21 protein-coding genes and 1 other annotated feature are annotated in these 20,505 nt (G+C 40.8%); of the genes, 3 read left to right on the top strand and 18 right to left on the bottom strand.

Annotated features, from left to right (window positions below):
- Window positions 1-10 precede the first annotated feature (10 nt).
- The 6 genes from UB51_RS05335 to UB51_RS05310 all read right to left on the bottom strand — a co-directional run bounded on the left by UB51_RS05335 (window position 11) and on the right by UB51_RS05310 (window position 4,677).
- Complete coding sequence (locus UB51_RS05335; protein ID WP_044876412.1) at window positions 11-244, bottom strand: hypothetical protein; 234 nt, start codon at window positions 242-244, stop codon at window positions 11-13.
- A 73-nt stretch (window positions 245-317) separates the two neighbouring features.
- Entirely contained in the window at window positions 318-971 is a 654-nt protein-coding gene (locus UB51_RS05330) for a flagellar brake protein (protein ID WP_044876411.1), read from the bottom strand.
- Between the two features lie 127 nt (window positions 972-1,098).
- Entirely contained in the window at window positions 1,099-2,448 is a 1,350-nt protein-coding gene (gene ypeB / locus UB51_RS05325) for a germination protein YpeB (RefSeq protein ID WP_044876410.1), read from the bottom strand.
- A 344-nt stretch (window positions 2,449-2,792) separates the two neighbouring features.
- Entirely contained in the window at window positions 2,793-3,494 is a 702-nt protein-coding gene (prsW, locus tag UB51_RS05320; RefSeq protein WP_044876409.1) for a glutamic-type intramembrane protease PrsW, read from the bottom strand.
- A 38-nt stretch (window positions 3,495-3,532) separates the two neighbouring features.
- Window positions 3,533-4,147, bottom strand: coding sequence for a genetic competence negative regulator (locus tag UB51_RS05315; protein ID WP_044876408.1), 615 nt, complete (start codon window positions 4,145-4,147; stop codon window positions 3,533-3,535).
- Window positions 4,148-4,338: 191 nt separating this feature from the next.
- A complete protein-coding gene (locus UB51_RS05310) occupies window positions 4,339-4,677 on the bottom strand; it encodes a hypothetical protein (protein WP_044876407.1) in 339 nt (112 codons plus the stop codon).
- 92 nt (window positions 4,678-4,769) lie between these two features.
- On the opposite strand from UB51_RS05310, the gene UB51_RS05305 reads away from it, so the two are divergent.
- The gene (locus UB51_RS05305) at window positions 4,770-5,645 is read left to right on the top strand and encodes a polysaccharide deacetylase family protein (protein WP_044876406.1); all 876 of its coding nucleotides are present in this window, start codon (window positions 4,770-4,772) and stop codon (window positions 5,643-5,645) included.
- Between the two features lie 81 nt (window positions 5,646-5,726).
- Here the strand turns inward: UB51_RS05305 and UB51_RS05300 are convergent, their stop codons facing one another.
- From UB51_RS05300 to UB51_RS05290, 3 genes are read right to left on the bottom strand one after another with little or no spacing between them, the layout of a single operon-like run.
- A complete protein-coding gene (locus tag UB51_RS05300) occupies window positions 5,727-6,548 on the bottom strand; it encodes a metallophosphoesterase (RefSeq protein WP_160297226.1) in 822 nt (273 codons plus the stop codon).
- 5 nt (window positions 6,549-6,553) lie between these two features.
- Entirely contained in the window at window positions 6,554-6,871 is a 318-nt protein-coding gene (locus UB51_RS05295) for a hypothetical protein (protein WP_044876404.1), read from the bottom strand.
- Window positions 6,868-7,470 carry a CPBP family intramembrane glutamic endopeptidase gene (locus tag UB51_RS05290; protein WP_044876403.1) on the bottom strand — a complete coding sequence of 201 codons (603 nt, stop codon included), beginning with the start codon at window positions 7,468-7,470 and terminating at the stop codon, window positions 6,868-6,870. Before UB51_RS05290 ends, UB51_RS05295 begins: the two co-directional genes overlap by 4 nt.
- A gap of 53 nt (window positions 7,471-7,523) precedes the next feature.
- On the opposite strand from UB51_RS05290, the gene UB51_RS05285 reads away from it, so the two are divergent.
- A complete protein-coding gene (locus UB51_RS05285; protein ID WP_044876402.1) occupies window positions 7,524-8,432 on the top strand; it encodes a hypothetical protein in 909 nt (302 codons plus the stop codon).
- Window positions 8,433-8,589: 157 nt separating this feature from the next.
- Window positions 8,590-8,815: a binding site (T-box leader), on the top strand.
- 158 nt (window positions 8,816-8,973) lie between these two features.
- Entirely contained in the window at window positions 8,974-10,566 is a 1,593-nt protein-coding gene (gene serA, locus UB51_RS05280; RefSeq protein WP_044876401.1) for a phosphoglycerate dehydrogenase, read from the top strand.
- Window positions 10,567-10,704: 138 nt separating this feature from the next.
- On the opposite strand, the gene glpK is transcribed toward serA, so the two are convergent.
- The 9 genes from glpK to UB51_RS05235 all read right to left on the bottom strand — a co-directional run bounded on the left by glpK (window position 10,705) and on the right by UB51_RS05235 (window position 20,485).
- Window positions 10,705-12,213 carry a glycerol kinase GlpK gene (gene glpK, locus UB51_RS05275; RefSeq protein ID WP_044876400.1) on the bottom strand — a complete coding sequence of 503 codons (1,509 nt, stop codon included), beginning with the start codon at window positions 12,211-12,213 and terminating at the stop codon, window positions 10,705-10,707.
- Window positions 12,214-12,369: 156 nt separating this feature from the next.
- The gene (locus tag UB51_RS05270; protein WP_044876399.1) at window positions 12,370-13,800 is read right to left on the bottom strand and encodes an ATP-binding protein; all 1,431 of its coding nucleotides are present in this window, start codon (window positions 13,798-13,800) and stop codon (window positions 12,370-12,372) included.
- A gap of 1 nt (window position 13,801) precedes the next feature.
- On the bottom strand, window positions 13,802-14,518 hold the full coding sequence (locus UB51_RS05265) for a response regulator transcription factor (protein WP_044876398.1): 717 nt from the start codon (window positions 14,516-14,518) through the stop codon (window positions 13,802-13,804).
- Window positions 14,519-14,697: 179 nt separating this feature from the next.
- Complete coding sequence (gene ccsA / locus UB51_RS05260; protein WP_044876397.1) at window positions 14,698-15,954, bottom strand: cytochrome c biogenesis protein CcsA; 1,257 nt, start codon at window positions 15,952-15,954, stop codon at window positions 14,698-14,700.
- Window positions 15,951-17,642: a cytochrome c biogenesis protein ResB gene (gene resB, locus UB51_RS05255; RefSeq protein WP_044876396.1), complete on the bottom strand. Its 1,692-nt coding sequence runs from the start codon at window positions 17,640-17,642 to the stop codon at window positions 15,951-15,953. Before resB ends, ccsA begins: the two co-directional genes overlap by 4 nt.
- The gene (resA, locus tag UB51_RS05250; protein ID WP_044876395.1) at window positions 17,639-18,166 is read right to left on the bottom strand and encodes a thiol-disulfide oxidoreductase ResA; all 528 of its coding nucleotides are present in this window, start codon (window positions 18,164-18,166) and stop codon (window positions 17,639-17,641) included. The genes resB and resA overlap by 4 nt, the downstream gene beginning before the upstream one ends.
- 120 nt (window positions 18,167-18,286) lie before the next feature.
- Window positions 18,287-19,033, bottom strand: a complete 747-nt coding sequence (locus UB51_RS05245) for a pseudouridine synthase (RefSeq protein ID WP_044876394.1) — start codon at window positions 19,031-19,033, stop codon at window positions 18,287-18,289.
- A gap of 276 nt (window positions 19,034-19,309) precedes the next feature.
- Window positions 19,310-19,843, bottom strand: coding sequence for a spore maturation protein (locus UB51_RS05240; RefSeq protein ID WP_044876393.1), 534 nt, complete (start codon window positions 19,841-19,843; stop codon window positions 19,310-19,312).
- 6 nt (window positions 19,844-19,849) lie between these two features.
- Entirely contained in the window at window positions 19,850-20,485 is a 636-nt protein-coding gene (locus UB51_RS05235; RefSeq protein WP_044876392.1) for a nucleoside recognition domain-containing protein, read from the bottom strand.
- Between the last annotated feature and the right edge of the window lie 20 nt (window positions 20,486-20,505).

Genomic DNA, 20,505 nt, shown 5'->3' with positions numbered 1-20,505 from the left:
GCAAAAGAGATCAGTCCAATTTCTCATACCAATCCTTGACATTATTCTCCTTCACGAGCACGCCGTCCAATCTATAGACAGATGAAACAACCTCCCGTAAACTCGGAATATGAAGGAAAACTTGAAATACAACTAAGGCAACTAGCAGTATGAACAGTAGCTTTCTAACGATTCTTCCACCCTGATCATAACATCGTTCAAACATTTTCATGTTAGAGAAAATTTGATTTTTATCCTTATCCATTTCATAAACTCCCGAATTTTTTACGTTAGTTTATCCAGACGTTTCCAACGTTATTCGTTTATACCGTCCGAAATTATCGATTGCGGAAATCAAATTGTCTTTCGAAGCAATATCGGATTAATTTTTGACATTCATAATCGGATATTTCGGCAAATTTCAACATCACTATTTTTCGATTTCCTTCATTTTCCTTTATACGTACGATCTCTGCCTTGAAAGGAACATGTTCCAAGGAACCGTTCTTATAAGTAACTAGGACCCAACAAGAGAGAATACTTTGTTCTACAAGCTCATAACGAGTATCACATACGAAAGAAAGACCTCCACCACTGACATCGATTGTCCGAGTTACAAATCGGGTCATGTCCTCTGTTGTAACAGATATCTCCAATTCAGCTGCGACCCGTAAAAAGGTACGACGTTGAACTTGCGAAATGGTATCTAACGCTGGCATCTGAAGTCTTACCATTCGGATAACATCTTCTTTGAAACCAATTACATATGTATTGAAATAATTTTTAACTCCGCCTTCGCTCATAAAAAAAATAGAAAGCTCATCTCCCAAGAAAAGCTTCTTTAGATGTCCATTGCTTTCCTGCATAGGTATTTCAATCAGAACGGAATGATCGTCCATTTCAGAAATTCTCGATTTGTATTCCTTTAGATATTCCTTCTCATCAGCCGAGTCTACTCTGATAAACAACAGATCATTAATTTTGGGTAACAAATCTGTCCACCACCACATGTTATTTATGATTCGACAATAATTATAACATGTATCTGATTGCTGTAAGAGCTTTTACACAAAAAAGAAGTCTTCTATAAAGATCTCAGAAGACTTCTTTTTTCACATATTATTTCATCTTTGTTCTCATTTCCTCTACACTTTCTTCAGAACCGTCCTCAGTATTGATATAAATTCGGTATTGAGCCCCATTAATTGTGCCACCGAATTCATAACATAGAACTTCATTTGTCATATCATCTTTAATCAGAGCCTTACGATTGTACTTTTCTTTAAACTCAGGATTCAACATTTTTCGACTCTGTTCTACTGTTAACTTTGCCTTTGGAATGACACGGTTGTCCTCATGTTCATATATAAAATCACTTGCTTGGAATCCGATGACCTCACCGTCATCAAGTCCGACGCGAACCGCCATTTTCTCAGGATAAATGAGCACATCATCCTGCTTGCGAACATAAGTGAAGTTCCCCATATTCCCATAGTCATCTGACATAACAGCCGTCATATTAGGATATCCCTTTTTATCCAGAAATTTATCAGCCTTTTCTACGGATTGGTCCATCGTTACTGCCTTATTGCCTACTTTGCGGTTATCTGTGTAGGAAATCAATAAGCCTCCCTTTTGAGTAAAGTCCATGGTTAATGGAACATTTCCTTTCTTAGGGTTCGTAACTTTTGCTGTGAAGGAAGCCCACTCCGTACCTTGACCGTTCTCTGTAATCTGGACCTCAGGATTTTCGCCCATATTTGCAAATTTAATTGCTTTACGCTTAACATCTTCTTTGGTAACTGGAACGCCTCCTAACTTCTTCACTGCACGTTTATCCTCAAGCGTAGTCATAGACGGTCCCCAATCAAGCTCTGGATAATCTCCTACCTTTTTATCAACCGTTTTGAAGCCATCTATAATGCTGTTATCCAACATTTTATCTTCGGTTGCCATAGCACTCTCAACGTCCATCCAACGCAGACGATTTGTAATGACTTTATTCTGTACCTCTTCTAGGTCTTTGGTGATTTCTGCTGAATCTTTATACAACACCTTCAGGTTTTTGAATTCCTGCTCACTGAGAGGCTCTTTGTCCAAGTCTCTTACAGAAGTCTGATAAGAGAACTTCGAAATTTTGGACAAAAGCTCTTCTGTTTTGTTAAAAGGAAGCATCGCAATTGGCAATTGATTAATCTCATTCTGTGCTTCACTCGTTAGACGCCATACATTAACCAAGCCCTTACGGTGCATCGAACGGGAGGTTGAGTTAACAGCCAATGTGTTCCCTAGTTCATTATGCAACCGATCCATGTGAAAAGACAAATCATGAAACGCACGTTGATATTGGTTTTCCGCTTTTATCAATACAGCGTTCTTCTCTTGATTCTCCTGATACCCCCAGACGAGCGCACCAATGAGAAATATCGTCATCACAGGAAACAATACAGCACTCAAACGCTTATACATAACTAAAAAACTCCCTTCTTCTAATCACTATCAGTAGTGTGACAAGAAGTAGGAAGTCTTATGCGAGAAATTTGCAAAAAAGTTACTTGCTTCATTTTGCAAATTTCTTTTGAGCATCTTTCATCCTAGGAAGGATACTCTTCGATTTCAAAATGCTGCTGGTTATCACATATACACTGCTTAAAGCCTGTCTCTATTATACCTTGTTCCTTTTTGCCAGCTAGGACAAAGCGTTCTCCGCATTGCCCACAAACAATCCTCACTTTAACACGCAAAGAAAAAGACACCTCCAGCCTTAGGTAATAACTGTAAAAGTTATCACTTCATCAGATAAAGTCTGTCCATTATTTGTATATATTAACCTCTTCTTCTCTCTTTAAAAAACGAAAAGGAGAACGACTATTCGCTCTTCTCACCTTGCCCATTCCACCATACCATAAGCTCACCATCAATGGGATAATGAACCAAATCCAGTAATGCGCCATAGCTGAAAGGATAAGGTCGTATATTCCATGAACAAACCAAGAAAAGACGAATGAGTATATGAGGTACTTCTTGACCACTTTGCCCTCTGCAAACCGGGCTCGACCAATATAATATCCCATCATCACTCCAAACAAAGCATGCCCAGATACAGGAAGTAACGCCCGAATAAACATGGTTCCCAGCGATGCATGACTATACCAAGCATAGAGTACGTTCTCCACCGTTGCGAAGCCCAACGAAATGGCAACAGCATAAAGAATACCATCATACGGTTCATCAAATTCTGTATGGTTATAAATGATGTGATATAACACAAACCATTTCAGAAATTCCTCTACACCAGATGAGATAAAGAAGGAATCAATGAAAGGATTCTCTCCAAGACCCAGTGTAAGGCCTCTTTGTAAGATCATCACTGGAAAAACGATCAGCAGTCCAAGCAGGAACACTCTAAGTACCATGTGAAGTGGTTCATGATCATATTTATCCTTTAGATAGAAATAGGTCAGTAGGGCAAGGCTCGGAGCCACTGATGACGCAATAATCGAAAACAATAGCACCGTTACTTCCCACCTTCTGTGTATTAACAATCAACCTCTTATTGCTGGCGTGCAAAATGCTCACAAATGACCTTGATTGCATCTTGGGCCATAATCACTTTACCGTATTCTTCAAGAACCGCTTCAGTAGTGGAAGTAGCCTCTCCAAATTCAGCAAGTACTGCAATCAGTCCTGGATGTTTATCATCCTCTAGATCTGCTGGCTCAAAATATAGAACCCACTTATTATTATAGCTATACAGTTTACCCGCTTCAGTAATATTTCCTTGAAGTACATGTGCAGCTTCGATTAATATTTCGAAATCACTAAAAGCGTACACAATAGTATCACTTTGTTCCAGTGTAACTTCCATTTCATATATTTCTTCTGGCATTTCATCTTCACCGAGACTGCTGTATAAATGATGATCGTATTTCCCCCGGGTCACTATAACAACCATCCCTTGAGCGGGCAATGCAAAAATTTCTACAGCCAAAGGCCCTGTAGCATCAAAACCGACTTCATTATAGGCTTGATCCATCATGTCAGTAAATAGGTCATGCACCTTCGGTATTTCTTGCCACATATCTTCTTTTTGGATACCCCGCTCACTCAGGTCGTCAAACGTGAGGAAAATCCGTATCTTATCTGGACTTAAACGTTCTATTTTCATGACAGGATCCTCCTCTGTAACAATGAGATATAACAAGTTATGATGTCTCATTTAATGTGTGCTGAAAATGGTTCTATGTAGGTATCGTATCATTTTATATCCACAAATGCACGAAATAAAAAAGACAAAAAAAGAATCATTTGTCACAGGCAATAAATGCCCGGAAATGATTCTACATAGTTGATTTAAGTTTATAACCCTGGAATGACCGTATTTGTTTCTTTTAGAATCATGTCAACTTCTAATTTGACATCTGGATTACTACGAATGAAATCCTTCACCATACTCATATTAGATTCTTTTGAATAGGTCGGTGACATGGAAGATGAGCTCGAACCTTGAACCGCATTATGGCCAGATACACTATCATGCTCACTGCCATTGATCATACCCATAGTTGCGAAGTCCATCACTTTATCTCTTGCTTTGTCAGCCATTTGGCTTACAGATCCATTACCTTTGTTTTTAGAAATCATACTCGTAGCTGCTGCACCTATCAAGATACCCGTTATAAATGACGAAGTGTTCACATTTACTACCTCCTTATGTGATAGAATCATGGCTAGTATTTGCACAATTTACAAAGCTCATACGGCTAAATACAGGAAAGTGAGATGGAATCATGACAAAACATACAGCGGCACTATTCCTAGCCATTAGTCTGGTGCTTAGTGCCTGCAACAATCAAGATGCTCAAAGTTCGCAACCAGAACCTATAGTTGCCCCCACAGGCGAGGTACAACAGCCAGAACCTATACCTTCATCTACAATGGAAGAAGACAAGGAACCTTCACCAGAAGTAAACGAAAAAGCAGAAGATCAAGAAGCTGCGCCTGAAGCGGAAGTAGAAGTTCCCTTGAAGTACCATATGAATAGTAATTACGATATTGTGCCTAACGATGAAAGCTCTCCAAAAAAGGTTGTACTGCTTACTTTTGACGACGGCCCTAAGGAAGAAACCATGATTAATGACCTCATTGATACGTTAGAGAAACATTCAGCGAAAGCCATTTTCTTTGTTAACGGCTATCGCGTTAAAGAAAACCCGGATCTCCTGAAGCTCATTCATGAGCGAGAACAGATTATTGGTAACCATAGCTGGGATCATATTGAATTGAGGAAAGAATCGGAGACAAAAGTAAAGAAACAAATTGAAGATGTTCAGAAAATTGTCAAAGATACCGTCGGTGAAACGCCAGTGTTCTTTCGCCCACCTCATGGTGCTGGTGGTGATGTAGGGAAGAAAGTTGCAAAAGAGAATGGACTCCTATACATGACATGGTCAAATGGTTCATTGGATTGGGAAATGAAATCTAAAGACAAGAATAAAACAGACCAAATCATGAACAACGTCATGGATCAACTACATTCTGGAAGTAACATTCTGATGCATGAGTTACCTTGGACCGTTGAAAGTTTAGACGCTCTACTCACCAAATTAGAGGCTAAGGGATATTCCTTTGTTGATCCACGTAGCATTGAGCTAAAAATGCGCTAAATATAACTTCAATCTTAGCAACTTAAAGAGGTTGTTCCTTCATGTTCTCACAAGAACATAGGGACAACCTCTTTAAGTCTTTCATACGGAAGACTTCTTGTGTAAAGTAATCAGATTCATTTCAGAAGAACACCGAAACCGAAGTGGAATATGTCTATATCCAAATCCCCGACTAACCAGCATCTGAGCAGTCTTCACTAACGCATGCGGTTGATTCCATTTGAATAAGCCGTGCGCATGTTGTTTATAAAAAGCATTCAATTGTGGTGCTCCTATAAAGGGGAAACGAATCTGTCCACCGTGCGTATGACCCGACAATATCAAATCTGCGGGGAGAATGGCGTAACGTGTAACCCAAGCAGGATCATGAACAAGTACGATTCTACATCTATTCATCTCATCCTCTGGGAGTTCGGGAAGTGCTGGATAAGCGTGTTGATACACATGTGGGTAATCCATTCCTGTTAGCCACACTTGCTCTCCATTATGTTCTAATGGACTATTATCATTCTGTAACAAGTTCACGTTATAGCGTTGCAATAAAGCACCCAATCCAGCCACACCTGCGTGATGATCATGGTTACCATACACTGCATACACAGGTGCGACACCTTTTACAGACTGGATATTACGCTCCACCTTAGATAGAGGCACATTCTTTTCCATAATATCTCCACCCAAGAACACCCAATTCACAGTTCCCTGCATAGAGAGCAATAAATCCCGTGGTAAAGTTCTACGGTGGATATCCGTTATCAGAAGAATGGTGCAACCCTCAAATGCTACCGGCAGTCTATCCAATTCAACATCTATAGGAACAATAGCATGACGCATGGCCTCATACAACATCCAACTAATAAGCAGTCCCACACCGAATACAATCACAATACCTAGAATCCACACCCAATCTATAATCCCCATATTTCATTTAAAGGAGGTGCGCCCTCTACTCCCCACCATACTAATCCCATCGTAAGCAAGAAGAATAAAACAATCAGTGTATTCAAAAATATTTTACTAAGTTTTATACGTTGGGATGAATATGTATCGGTTCTTGCAGGAACAGGATCTTGTTCATCTCTCTGCTCTGCATCAACAGATGGAATCGCAATTTTCATACCTACCTGACCAACAACTTTCCCTGTAACCCTTTGAAGCAATGGCTTGCTTTTTTCTTCTTTAAGTCGTTTCTTTTGGGTCTCTACCCTACTTAGTTGATTACTCATGATGCTTCCCTCCGAAAACGAATCACAAATCCAGATATACAATCAATAACGAAATGACACACAATCGGAGCAAGCAACGTTCCAGATTGTATATAAATATAACCCAAACCGTAGCTGCTAAGAAAAACCCATCCTGTAGGAATCCAATGCTTCAAATAACGAATATGAATGACTGCGAATATAATACTAGTCCAATAAGGACCAATAGCATATTGAATAGCCCCTCTAAATAACAACTCCTCACATACGGCAACTATGGCTGCAATACAAATGATATGCCAGATGGGTCGATTCCCAAATAATAGCTGGTTTATCCCCCCATCATCCATGCTTTCCTCAGGCATAATTCTAGACACCAAGAAATCAACAGCAAGCATTATAGCTGCCAAACCAAGCCCCCATGCCACAAAACTTTCATTTTTAGGTAAAGAAAATAGTTCGAAAGGGTTTCTCTTCTGAAATAATAACCAAATTAGACCGATAAACAATGTAAGGCCCTGAGTAATATATAAATTGAGCAGGAGCAACCGCTCCGTTAACTGGTCTGCAGTAACCTGTTTGATCTTAATTTTCGGAATTTTGAATTTGATTTTTCTCATCTTGCCCTACCTGTTCTATATTTTGTTTTATTTTATCAAAGGAGCTTATAACAATGAACAACAAATCCACTAGAAGTCAATTGTATTTCAGCTTAACTTTTATTTTCATGCTTATTTTAGCTGTAGCCGCTTTTTTTTTCGGCGTAAAAGTCGGCGCGGATCAAATGGATGCCAAATACGATTATTTAAAAGTCTCCCCAGCTGCACCTGATTTCTCGGATTCCTATCAACAAAAGGATTTAGTTACTTTCTATCATACCGTATTTCTACCTTATCGCGAATTCAAATCTGAATGGGTAACACAAACGGATGCGATCAGTCGAAATGAAGATGCAAGCAAGAATAAGAAGTTACTCAAAAAACTGAACAGTCTTGCAGAAGAGAAGTACGATGAGGTTATGAAAGATACGATGTATACTTCCTCCCCATTACTGCAGGATGCACAAATGAATCTACTCAAAAGCCTTCGTTTATTCGGAGACGCAGTATCCAATCAGTCTGCCTCTAGTCAGAAAAGTGGCGAACATATCATAAAAGAGCTTCATCAGGAAACCTATTACAAGAGTGCGACAAAATATGGTCTACTTGCACAAAAAAATTATTATGCTGCCATGCTAAAATGGGGAGCCAAAATCAATCCGAATATTCCTGAGCAATATGCCTATCAGAAGCAGCTCTCTCTAAAGGAATGGGATGAGTATCCTTTAATCGTCAAAAATGCTGCCGTATCTTCCATTTTATTAAATAATTCCATGTATGGTGCTTACGATCCACAAGATATGACAGCCAAAATCGATTATATGCTTAATTCAGGCAGTGCCCAATCTCTTAAATTAACCAATGTACAATCTGTCATCAATTTGCTTAATCGTACGGAGGCAGTCAAAGAAAGTGATTTTATAGAAAAGAAAAACCTATATAAGAAAGAGCTTCTCCCGCAATTACCCTTCTTCTATGAATAAAAATCTTGTAAACACATGGAAGAGTATATAAATTAGCATAGCGAATAATGATGAACTTTTCAAGAAAACGGCATTTCAGGGCACACTCGAAAAATTGTGTACCCTGCTATTGACAGTTCTTACGTCACCATGATACATTATGACAAAATTAAGTTCGAAAACAACGATGATGGAAACAAGACATTTCATAGTCTACAGAGAGCCGGTGTATGGTGCAAACCGGTGGCGAAGTGATGATCTTAGCATTCCTGAGAAACTGCATTGAAATGAAGTAGGTGTAGTCGGATGACCTCCGTTATCAGTTATGGTCTTTATTGATCATTGAGACTGCTGATGTCTAGCAGTGAATTAGGGTGGTACCACGAACAACTCTCGTCCCTTACTACGCCAGTAGTATGCGGATTAAGAGTTTTTTTGTTTTCTCTCTCCTTTGATGCTTCAACGCGTTACAACAGAGCGCAACAACGTCGGTTTTGCGGAATGTATCTTAAAGAGATGCAATCCTTATATATAAGCTTAATCATTTAAGGAGGATAAACTCATGTTTAAAGTATTGGTATCGGATCCGATCAGTGATCTTGGAATTCAGCAATTAATGGATGCAAGTGATGTAACGGTAGTAAAACAGACAGGTCTTAGCGAAGATGAATTGGTAGCTATCATCGGCGAGTACGACGCATTGTTAGTACGCAGTCAGACGCGTGTAACTGAACGCATCATGACAGCTGGAACCAACCTTAAGGTAATTGGACGTGCCGGTGTTGGCGTGGATAATATCGATCTTGAAGCAGCTACGAAGCGCGGAATTATCGTCATTAATGCACCTGATGGCAACACCATTACGACATGTGAACACACTTTTGCAATGATGATGGCTCTAGCTCGACATATTCCACAAGCGTATGCCAAGACTATTAATGGAACATGGGATCGCAAAACTTTCATCGGTGTTGAACTCAACAACAAAACGTTAGGTGTTATGGGGATGGGACGGATCGGTAGCGAGGTTGCAAAACGAGCTAAAGCGTTCGGAATGAATATTCTTGCTTATGACCCCTTCCTAAATGAAGAACGTGCTGAGAAAATGGAAGTGAAACTAGCATCTGTGGATGATATCGTTAGAGGTGCGGACTTTATTACCGTTCACACACCATTGACACCTGAGACTCGCCATATGATTTCTCGTCCACAATTCGAAGTCATGAAAAAAGGAATGCGTATTGTCAACTGTGCCCGCGGGGGTGTAGTCGATGAGTATGCCCTAGTTGAAGCGATTAATGAAGGTATTGTGGCTGGAGCTGCTTTTGACGTATTCGAACATGAGCCACCACAAGCAGACCATCCTTTCTTAAGTCATCCACAAATTATTGTTACACCTCACTTAGGTGCATCGACAATCGAAGCTCAAGAGAATGTAGCTATTGATGTATCTGGGGAAGTATTACACATCTTACGAAATGAACCGTTTAAAAATGCAGTGAATATTCCTCCAGTAGCTCCAAGTGTCATGAACAAGCTACAACCATATTTCTCACTTGGTGAGAAGCTTGGTCGCTTTGCTGCTCAAGTAACTACTCAAGCTGTAAGTGAGATCCAAGTCGATTATGCTGGTGATCTCTCCGATGTAGATACAGCACCACTTACTCGTTATATCGTAAAAGGTGTACTTTCACATCACCTCGGCAGCGAAGTTAATATCGTCAACTGTACACACCTTGCGAAAACTCGTGATGTGAATGTGGTTGTATCCAAAGCACCAAAAACAAAAGGCTTCACGAACCTGATCTCCGTCACTTTAAAAACAAAGAACAATCAAGATTCCCTCATTGCAGGAACATTACTACAAGGTTACGGAGAACGCATCGTCTTGTTAGATAAGTTCCCAGTTGATATTGCACCAGCAGGACATCAAATTCTAATATCTCACAATGATAAAGCAGGTACCATTGGTAAGGTAGGTACGCTTCTAGGACAAAATGATGTCAACATCGCATCCATGCAAGTAGGACGCAAAATTGTTGGCGGTGAGGCGATCATGATTCTTACAGTAGACAAAGAAGTACCTAAGAATGTGTTGATTCAACTAGCAGCGGTACAAGAAATTAATACCGCTATAGAAATTGTATTAGATTAAACGTTAGAGGGTTCGTCATTAACGCTCTAATCACCTAATTATAGTAACCGTAATAAAACCGCCGATTTCCTAATCGACGGTTTTTATTTATAAGCAACATCTAATCCAATTCGTTAATAAAACGTTTATGTAACTGAACTAATCTTGTATCTTATGCTGTTCCCAGCCCATCGTCCGGCGTACGGCATCCTGCCATATGAGATATAAACGTTCCCGCTCTGCCTCTTCCATGAGTGGCGCAAAAGACTTCTCAGCCGCATTGAAATCCTTTAGCTGTTCTTTCGTCCATACTCCACTAACCAAGCCCGCCAGCAGAGCCGCACCTAGTGCTGTCGTTTCCGTATGATGAGTACGTATAACCTCCACACCAAGAACATCGGCTTGAAACTGCATTAACAAATTGTTAGAAACAGCTCCTCCATCCACACGAAGCTCTTGAAGCGGCATCCCTGCGTCTTTCTCCATCGCATTGATGACATCTCTAGATTGATACGCAAGTGACTCTAGGGTCGCACGTACAACGTGATTAGCAGTGGTCCCCCTAGTAAGTCCAAATATAGCTCCCCGAGCATACATATCCCAATAAGGGGCTCCTAGACCTGTAAATGCAGGTACTACCACTACGCCATCACTACTAGACACTTCAAGTGCCACCTCTTCGGAATGTGCAGGCTCTTGAATTAGACCCAGACCTTCTTCCAACCATTGAACAGCAGCACCTGCTACGAATACACTACCTTCTAGTGCATAATACATGTCTTCACCTATGCCCCAAGCTACTGTTGTAAGGAGTCCATGAACAGATGTTACCCGTTCATTACCTGTGTTCATTAATATAAAGCAACCGGTTCCATAAGTATTCTTGGCACTCCCTGCTTCGAGACAGGTATGACCAAATAAAGCAGCTTGTTGATCTCCAAGAACGGAATGGATAGGGATAGCCACACCATCGAACCATTGGGGATCTGTATCACCAAAATGGTACCCCGACATATGAACCGTAGGAAGTAGAGAACGAGGAATATTTAACTCCAACAGTAACTCTTCATCCCAGCTTCTAGTCTCTAAATTGAACAACATCGTTCTGGATGCATTCGTAACATCTGTTGCATGTACCTTGCCACTGGTCAGCTTCCATATCATCCATGTATCCATAGTTCCCGCCAATAATTGACCCTTCTCAGCCATATCCCTTGCTCCTGGAACATGATCAAGAAGCCAGACGATTTTGGTGGCTGAGAAATAGGCGTCAATGAGTAGACCTGTCTTGTTCGCCACCATCGGTCCAAGACCTCGAGCTTTTAACTCCTCACAGAGCGTGGCTGTACGTCGATCTTGCCATACAATAGCGGGATGAATAGGCTCCCCACTAACACGATCCCATAGGATAGTCGTCTCACGTTGGTTCGTAATTCCTATCGAACTAATCTGATCTGCTGAAATTCCACCTGCACGCAAAGCCTCCCTCGCTGCGAACAATTGGGATTCCCATATTTCTTTACCATCATGTTCAACCCGTCCCGGAGAAGGATAACTCTGCTTGATTATGCTCTGTCCTTGTGATACTGCATTGGCTTTATCGTCAAATATAATGGCCCGTGAACTTGTTGTACCCTGATCAAGAGCTAGAATATAAGGTTTACTCATGAATCGCCAATCCTCCTTAGGCTCTGCCGTTCCCTCACACAAAAACCTTTATTTACCATATTCAACTAACATATTTGTTCCACGTTGAACAATATTTATGTGTATACTTCTACAAAAAACACCTCTGCTAAGAGGTGTCATCTAAAGAATCCTTCATTATTTCCGATATTCGACAGGTAACTTCACGGTGAATGAAGTTCCTTCACCAACTTCACTAGCCACTTTAATACTGCCTTTATGGAAATCGACGATATTTTTGACAATAGAAAGACCTAAGCCTGTTCCACCAGACTGTCCGCGCACCCTTGCCTTATCAGCCTTATAGAATCTTTCAAAAATAAACGGCAAATCTTCTTTCGGTATTCCGACGCCTTCATCGATAATTTGTAGCTGAAGTGTTCCCACAGCTTCTTTCTGAATTCGTTCAGCTATGATATATACACTTTTACCGCTAGGGGTATGGTGGAAAGCATTATCAAGTAAGTTCGTCAGTACCTGTTCCAACTTGTCTTCATCCGCAGATTCAAGTATCAGGTTATCAGAGCGCTTCTTATAATGTAGCTCAATACCATATTCTTTAGAAAGGACAGAGAATTTCCGATACATCCGCTCAAGGAACTCATCGAGATCAAGCTTACCCATAGCTCCATCTGTATGTCCAGAATCCATTCTTGCCAAAATCAACAAATCTTTAACAAGTCGTCCCATTCGCAATGATTCATCATGGATAACTTGAATTAACTCTTGGCTTTCTTCTGGAGAAGCAGCCATACCATCTAACAAAGCCTCACTATAGCCTTGCATCATAGATAAAGGTGTTCTAATCTCATGCGAAACGTTTGCTACAAAGTCCGTTCTCATCTTCTCTAACTTTACTTGTTCCGTCACATCTCGCATCACAGCTACTGCCCCGCGTATGTGATTATCCGAATACAAAGGCGTCATATGCACAGACCATACCCCATGCTTAACATGCACTTGTGAGCTCGAATCTCCACTGCCCTTCAGCGTCATATTAAATAACTCAAGTAAAGGCCATGGCACCTCATTCATACGCCCCTCTACAGATTTAGATTGATAATCCCAATCTATATCTTTCCACATCTCTATGACGTTCTGACCTGGAGGATTCGTCAATATGACCTTTCCTGAGTTATCAAAGGTAATCACAGCATCACTCATACTTCGCAATACGCTTGCCAGATGTTCCTTCTCTTGGTTGAGGTTACGAATGTTATCTTCCAGCTCCGCTGCCATATGGTTGAACGTATTAGCCAGCTCACCGATCTCATCGCTAGTAACCAACGATAGCCTTGTCCCATATTCGCCTTGACGGATAGCATCGGCCGCCAAAATTAATTTCTTCATCGGCTGCGTAATCTTGGTTAATAGGAACAACGCAAAAAAAGTGGTCATAGAAAAACCAATGATACAGGTGTATGTAAATAAACGTTTAATATCAGCGGAATTCGTAAAATTCGTGTCTATATACGGAAGTAGAAACAATCCTAATATAATAAGCACACACGCAACGAGACAAATGATTGTAATCCACAACTTACCGACAAGTGATCTCCAGAAGTTCACGTTACTTCGCGACCTCTAATTTATAGCCTACACCCCATACAGTAGTAATCATAGCAGCTGATTCCGGAGACACTTTATTCAATTTCTCACGTAGACGCTTCACATGGGTATCCACCGTGCGTAGATCCCCAAAGAACTCATAGTTCCATACATCCTTTAGAAGCTCTTCCCTAGAGAATACCTTATCCGGTGAAATCGCCAAATAATGAAGTAATTCATATTCTTTAGGTGTCAGACTGACTTCCTCACCACTTGCTGTTACTCTGTGTGCATCATGTTCGATAATTAAATACGGAAATACAATATTGTTACTTGAATTACTCTCTTTAGATAAGTATGCCGTTGCAGATGAGCGACGTAAAATCGCTTTTACACGATAGATGACTTCCCGTGGGCTAAAAGGCTTCACGACATAATCATCAGCTCCAACTTCAAACCCTTGTACTCGGTTAATTTCTTCTCCTTTTGCTGTCAACATCAACACCGGAGTTGATTTCACTTGTCTAAGCCGGGAACACACCTCTGCCCCGTCTATACCAGGCAGCATCAGATCCAACACAATCAATCCATATTCGTTGGTTGTTGCCTTATAAAGTGCGATTTCCCCATCTTCAGCTTCATCAACCTCATAGCCCTCTTTTTCCAAGTACATTTTGAGCAAGCGGCGAATTCGTTCTTCATCGTCCACTACTAGTATTCGGTTCACATGCTCCGACATCATCAACAACCCCTTCATTATCCTACGAAGGAGTCCAAGTAGAAAGTCTCATTCACGCTCAAGATAGACCTCATTCCACAAAGACCTCTTCTAAAGACCAATTATAACGAAAATCCGTTTCAACATTCAACAGCAAATGTGAAACGGATTGTCTAAATACATTATTTTTAACAAATAGACTAATTTGTACCTGCATAAGAGTGCAGTCCAGCAACGACTAGATTAATACCTACAAGAGTAAACATTACCACGATGAAGCCTAATACTGCAAGCCAAGCTGATTTACGACCTTGCCAGCCACGGGATAATCTTAAGTGTAAGTATACGCTATAGAAGAGCCATGTAATAAGTGCCCATACTTCTTTGGGGTCCCATCCCCAGAAGCGTCCCCATGCAATCTGTGCCCACACCATCGCGAATATCAGTGCACCTAATGTATAAATAGGGAAACCAATGGCTATTGCTCTATAAGCGATTTCATCTAAATCATCTGGAGCTATTCCTTTTAGTAAAGGATGAATTACCTCACCAAGAGGTTTCCTAAGAATAAGTCGAATAAGAGCATATAGAATTGTTCCTGCAATAAGTGACCATATCACTGAATTTAACTTCTTACCTGCATTAATGCCGTTCATCCAAGATGGAGCATCGAACAAAGGCTTGCTCATTCCTAAGAATGATTGATAGCTTTCTACTTTACTATCATGCGGAGCTACAATAGGAGGTAAATTATACTCTACCTTGGCAACAGTAGCTGTGGTCTGCGCTCCTTGCGCAGCTTTTTCTTGAGTGAATACGGCTTCATATCCCCCAAGACGGAAAGCAAATACCGCCGTAATAAATCCAATAAGAATGACGATGGAGAATAGAGTGAACTCTACACCACGTTGTTGACGTCGATCCAATTTACTCTTGCTAGAGAAATCCACAGTACGTAAAAGATACATAAAACCTGCGGCAGAACCGATGGCAAAGAAGGATTGGCCTAACGCCGCCATGGTCACGTGAACTTTCAACCAATAAGATTGAAGTGATGGTATAAGAGGTTGTACTTCCTGAGGGAAGACCGCTGCATATGCCATAATAATCACAGCAATAGGAACAGCGAAGAGTCCCAGTAGTGTCTTCTTATAAATCATGTACACAACCGTAAATGCCACGATAATCATCATGGACAGGAAGGCCATGAATTCGAACATGTTACTAACAGGCGTGTGACCTGCACCCTTCCAACGGGTAAAGAAATAGACTAACTGGGCTACCAACCCAAGAGAAGTTACAACAAAAGCAATTTTCCCCCACTTTTGGGTGTGCTTCTCAGAATCACGATTTCTCCAATTCCGTCCCATGACTGCTAAGCCATACAACATAAAAGCCACACAATAAATAAAGAATGAGATCATAAAAAATTTAGTGCTTATATCCAATAAATTCATGCTTGATTCCCTCCGTTTTCCAAGGACTTTTCGTCCACTTCCAAATTCACTTTTTGCAACACCGTACAGACTTCTCGTCGAATCCCGAACCAGTTTTTGTTCGTATGCGCACCTAGAGTCAGGAGGCCATCGTCAATACGAAGCCAGATCCGCCGATGCTGCCAGTAAAAGCCCATAACCAGACCTAACATAACAATAGCTGCCCCCACCCAAATAAACGGCATAGCTTTATCCACTCTAATGTTCAAATATGAGGTAGACATGGCGAAATCGACATTCTCCATCCCTTTTACATCTAATTCAAACGAGTAATTTTGTCCGCCTAGTTTCGTGTTGATCTGATTCTGCTGAAAGCGCTCTTTATCGATTTGTTTAGGAAAATAGAAATATTGTACACCTTCAGTTGGTAAACCCGGTCCCTTAATTAGAAATAGAAAGGCTGGTGCTTTAGGATCAGGGGATAAAGTAACAGGCACGCCTTGATCATTCAATCCAAAATCCATATATTTCTCTTTCAGTTCAAGGGTATAATCACCCACCTCGTATTTACGCTCTGGGTTTTTAATATCCAATTTGAAGTTGCCATATTCCTTACCTGTTGTCTTATCAATAAGTGTTGGAGTTATAGACCTTAGAATCGGAGTGACATCATAATCAAACTGATAAGCTTTGAGACCTTTATAATTTAATGCATCATTAACTTGGATATTGTGACGTTCCACTTCCTTCAGAACAGGTTCCTTAGTCACATCATTACATTCTGATGTACATTCATAAAGTACAGCCTGAGTTTGAAATAGCTTAGGTAATATTTTTCCTTTACCCTTAAATTCATCAGGAAGATCATCCTCCGTGTAATACTCAACGATGAATTTCTCATTCTTTAAATATAAGGATGTATTGGTGATATGCTTAATTTCCCCTTCAGGGAAAGCCATATGCTGATCCATATGCAGACCTGGGAGCCCTCTTGCTAGTACAGCCAATAGAAATATAATTAGACCTATATGAAGGACATAGGGACCCCAGCGGCTGAATCGGTATTTCTCAGCAAGCAGCGCAGAGCCCTCCGTATGAACTCGATACCCTCTTTTCTTAAGCGGAGCCACCACATTCTGTACCCACGCTTCGGGATCTCCTTCAATTGGAGTTTGGAGCACAACCTTTTGACGCGTTAGAAATTGAATATGTTTGCGTATTTTTTGTTTAGAAAGTGCCTTGTACAGTGGAAGTACACGATCCAAGCTACAAATAACGAGTGAAGCTCCGATCATGACTAACAAAGATACGAACCACCATGATTCATATGTGTGAGACAGACCTAACTTGTAATAGATTATCCCTGCCGTACCGTATGTATCAGGATAATAAGTTGATGGATCGATGTTTAAGAACGTACTTTCTTGCGGAAAAATGCTGCCTAGCATCGAACCTACTAGGGTGAATATAATCATGTATACTGCGATCTTAACCGAGGAGAAAAAATTCCAAATCCGATCAATTATATTGGGATTAGAACGTTGGGAACGCCGAGCCATCCCGTCATATCTCATTTCTAATACTTCTTGCGATTTCAGATCTTCTTCAGCTAGCGGCTTACCACAAGCTTCACACAACACTGTTCCAACAGGGTTCTGATGGCCACAATCACATTTCGTATTCTGAAAAGATACCAAATCATCAATCATTGTGATCTCACCAACTGTTCAATCTGAGTATCTAGCGTACTAAGATCCAACTGCCCTATATGGATGTTATTCACCTTACCATTAGCCGATACAAAAAGTGTGGTCGGAAGGGGCGAAATACCGTAATTCTGAACCGCTTCTTTGTTGGGATCAAGTAACACGGGGAAACTAACATTCACCTGCTTCACAAAATTCTCAACAGACATTCGGTCTTCTCCAGCATTAATACCGATAACAACCACATCCTTGTCTTTCCACTTCTCGTATTGGGCTTGCAATGCAGGCATTTCTTCAACACACGGCTCACACCATGTGCCCCAAAAATTAATAACTAATGCTTTATCTTTGTATTCGTCCAGATTATGCACGTTGCCATCTAGTCCAAGTAAATTGAAGTCCGGTACTTTTTCACCTATATCGGGCTTGCCATTTGACCCCAAAACATTCGAGACAATAGCATATCCTCCGAGTATAACAATTACAAGGAGGATAATGACTTGGATTTTTCTTCTGGATTTCCCCATTCTAAAGCTCCTCTTCTATGACATTAATCATAATTCATTCATTTGATGTGAACATCCTATGAACAATTATAACGAATATTGTCATAAATGTAGCCAATTAATATGAAAATTATGTGACCTTTATCGTTTCTTTTTTGCGGGCTTAGGAGATTTGGCTAATTGTAATAAATCGTTCACTTCATCTTTTGTGAGATGACGATACAAACCCCGCTTCAAATTATGAAGCAATAGTTCACCAAATGCGATCCGTTTCAACTTAATAACGGGATGTGAAATAGCTTCAAACATGCGGCGAACCTGGCGGTTACGTCCTTCATGGATTGTGATGGAAATAACAGATTCATTCTTAGCTGTGTCAATATCCTTGTATTCAACATCCGCAGGTGCTGTCATACCGTCCTCCAGCATAATACCCGCCTTCAGCTTGTCCAGCTCACTGCCATGCGGTACACCTTTTACCGTTGCCATATATGTTTTTGGCACATGATGTTTGGGATGTGTAAGAAGATTAGCAAATTCTCCGTCATTTGTGAGAAGTAGTAATCCTTCTGTATCGTAATCAAGTCTACCGACTGGATATACTCTCTCATGAATTCCTTTTAAATAATCAGATACAACTTTACGTCCCTCAGGGTCTGATGCACTGGTAATAACCCCTTTAGGTTTGTTCATAACGACGTATACTTTTTTCTCATTCTTAATCGGCTTGCCAGCTACGGTAATAATATCTTGGTCGGGATCCGCTTTGGTTCCTAACGTAGTTACGGTTTCCCCGTTAACTTCCACTTTACCTGCTACGATTAATTCTTCACATTTACGTCTTGATGCGATTCCTGCTTGTGCCAATATTTTCTGTAATCTTTCCATTATCAATAGTCACCTCAAGTTAATGATACTCATCAGCAGGACAAATCACAAGCTCATTCGATGGAAAATGTAACCTATGGGCATTTTTGTTTCGTGAACGAAGATAAAATGGGGATATGTTATATTGATTAGATGGCTCTGTTACGAGCTTCCCAGTTATTGCGGAGTAGAACGAGTGGTCAATAATGAAACCTTCATATGTCATAAATTAACAATCGCACTATTGCGTTGGCATCCATATTTATAACATATGAAGGGGGATACTATGAGGTAAAGTTACCCGAAAAAAACTAAACAAACAGCTATGGCTGCTACAAATCCAACAGCATCCGAGAAGAGACCTACCTTTAAGGCATAACGTCCATTACGAATACCTACAGCACCCATATATACCGTTAAAACGTATAAAGTAGTATCTGTGCTCCCTTGTATCGTAGATGCCATTCGTCCAATAAGAGAGTCTGGTCCATATACGCTGATTAAATCCGTTGCAAAAGCTAAAGAACCTGTCCCTGTTAGGGGACGAAGAAGACCTAACGGAATAATCTCACTAGGTACCCCTAACGATTGTAAAAAGGGACCTGTCCATCCTACGAAGAAGTCAAGCGCTCCCGATGCTCGAAATACACTAATCGCTACCATCATGCCTACAAGATGCGGGATGATTTGCACAGCGGTAGAGAAACCGTCTTTAGCTCCATCTATGAAAGATTCATACACAGGTACTTTACGTGTGAATCCATATAGCGGTATAAAAGCAATAAGTAAGGGAATGGCCCACGCTGAAATTAGACTAATCAATGCAATCAAGGATAATCATCCTTTCAAACTAGGCTTAGAGGAAATCCCCTTTGCTCGGGGTTTCCTATCTCTATGAAGATTCCATCTACGGCACCATCGATCTGCTAGAATGGCTGCAAGTGTAGCAATCGCTGTCGCAACTAATGTCGTACCCACAATCTCAGTCGCATTAGCTGAATTATAGTTAATCCGAATCGCAATAAGAGTCGTTGGAATTAACGTGATGCTTGCTGTATTGAGCGCTAGTAATGTACACATCGCAGGACTAGCTACATCTTTGTCAGGATTAAGTGTCTGCAACTCCTGCATGGCCTTAATTCCCATCGGAGTGGCCGCGTTGCCTAATCCAAGCATATTAGCACTCATATTGGATAGAATGTAGCCAAGTGCAGGGTGACCTTTAGGGACGTCTGGGAATAAAAAAGAGACGATCGGACTTAAAAACTTCGCTATTTTATTCAATAAACCCGAATCTTCAGCGATTCTCATCATTCCCATCCAGAATACCAATACACTGATGAGACCGAAACATACCGTCACGCCTGTCTTGGCTCCATCAAAGGCGGCTGTCGTCACAATTTCCACATTCCCCGTTGCTGCAGCAAAACCGAATCCGATAACGATTAATCCAAGCCATATGATATTGATCATTTCTCTTCTCCCCCCCGACG

Origin of the sequence: Paenibacillus sp. IHBB 10380, assembly GCF_000949425.1 — a bacterium.
GTDB lineage: Bacteria > Bacillota > Bacilli > Paenibacillales > Paenibacillaceae > Paenibacillus_AQ.
This window is presented reverse-complemented; position numbering and strand designations above follow the sequence as displayed.

What these genes read in the sequence shown, in the direction of transcription:
- UB51_RS05335 (WP_044876412.1), bottom strand. Translation starts at nt 244, where the DNA reads ATGGATAAGGATAAAAATCAAATTTTCTCTAACATGAAAATGTTTGAA.
- ypeB (WP_044876410.1), bottom strand. Translation starts at nt 2,448, where the DNA reads ATGTATAAGCGTTTGAGTGCTGTATTGTTTCCTGTGATGACGATATTT.
- UB51_RS05315 (WP_044876408.1), bottom strand. Translation starts at nt 4,147, where the DNA reads ATGAAAATAGAACGTTTAAGTCCAGATAAGATACGGATTTTCCTCACG.
- UB51_RS05305 (WP_044876406.1), top strand. Translation starts at nt 4,770, where the DNA reads ATGACAAAACATACAGCGGCACTATTCCTAGCCATTAGTCTGGTGCTT.
- UB51_RS05295 (WP_044876404.1), bottom strand. Translation starts at nt 6,871, where the DNA reads ATGAGTAATCAACTAAGTAGGGTAGAGACCCAAAAGAAACGACTTAAA.
- UB51_RS05290 (WP_044876403.1), bottom strand. Translation starts at nt 7,470, where the DNA reads ATGAGAAAAATCAAATTCAAAATTCCGAAAATTAAGATCAAACAGGTT.
- UB51_RS05285 (WP_044876402.1), top strand. Translation starts at nt 7,524, where the DNA reads ATGAACAACAAATCCACTAGAAGTCAATTGTATTTCAGCTTAACTTTT.
- serA (WP_044876401.1), top strand. Translation starts at nt 8,974, where the DNA reads ATGTTTAAAGTATTGGTATCGGATCCGATCAGTGATCTTGGAATTCAG.
- glpK (WP_044876400.1), bottom strand. Translation starts at nt 12,213, where the DNA reads ATGAGTAAACCTTATATTCTAGCTCTTGATCAGGGTACAACAAGTTCA.
- UB51_RS05265 (WP_044876398.1), bottom strand. Translation starts at nt 14,518, where the DNA reads ATGTCGGAGCATGTGAACCGAATACTAGTAGTGGACGATGAAGAACGA.
- ccsA (WP_044876397.1), bottom strand. Translation starts at nt 15,954, where the DNA reads ATGAATTTATTGGATATAAGCACTAAATTTTTTATGATCTCATTCTTT.
- resB (WP_044876396.1), bottom strand. Translation starts at nt 17,642, where the DNA reads ATGATTGATGATTTGGTATCTTTTCAGAATACGAAATGTGATTGTGGC.
- resA (WP_044876395.1), bottom strand. Translation starts at nt 18,166, where the DNA reads ATGGGGAAATCCAGAAGAAAAATCCAAGTCATTATCCTCCTTGTAATT.
- UB51_RS05245 (WP_044876394.1), bottom strand. Translation starts at nt 19,033, where the DNA reads ATGGAAAGATTACAGAAAATATTGGCACAAGCAGGAATCGCATCAAGA.
- UB51_RS05235 (WP_044876392.1), bottom strand. Translation starts at nt 20,485, where the DNA reads ATGATCAATATCATATGGCTTGGATTAATCGTTATCGGATTCGGTTTT.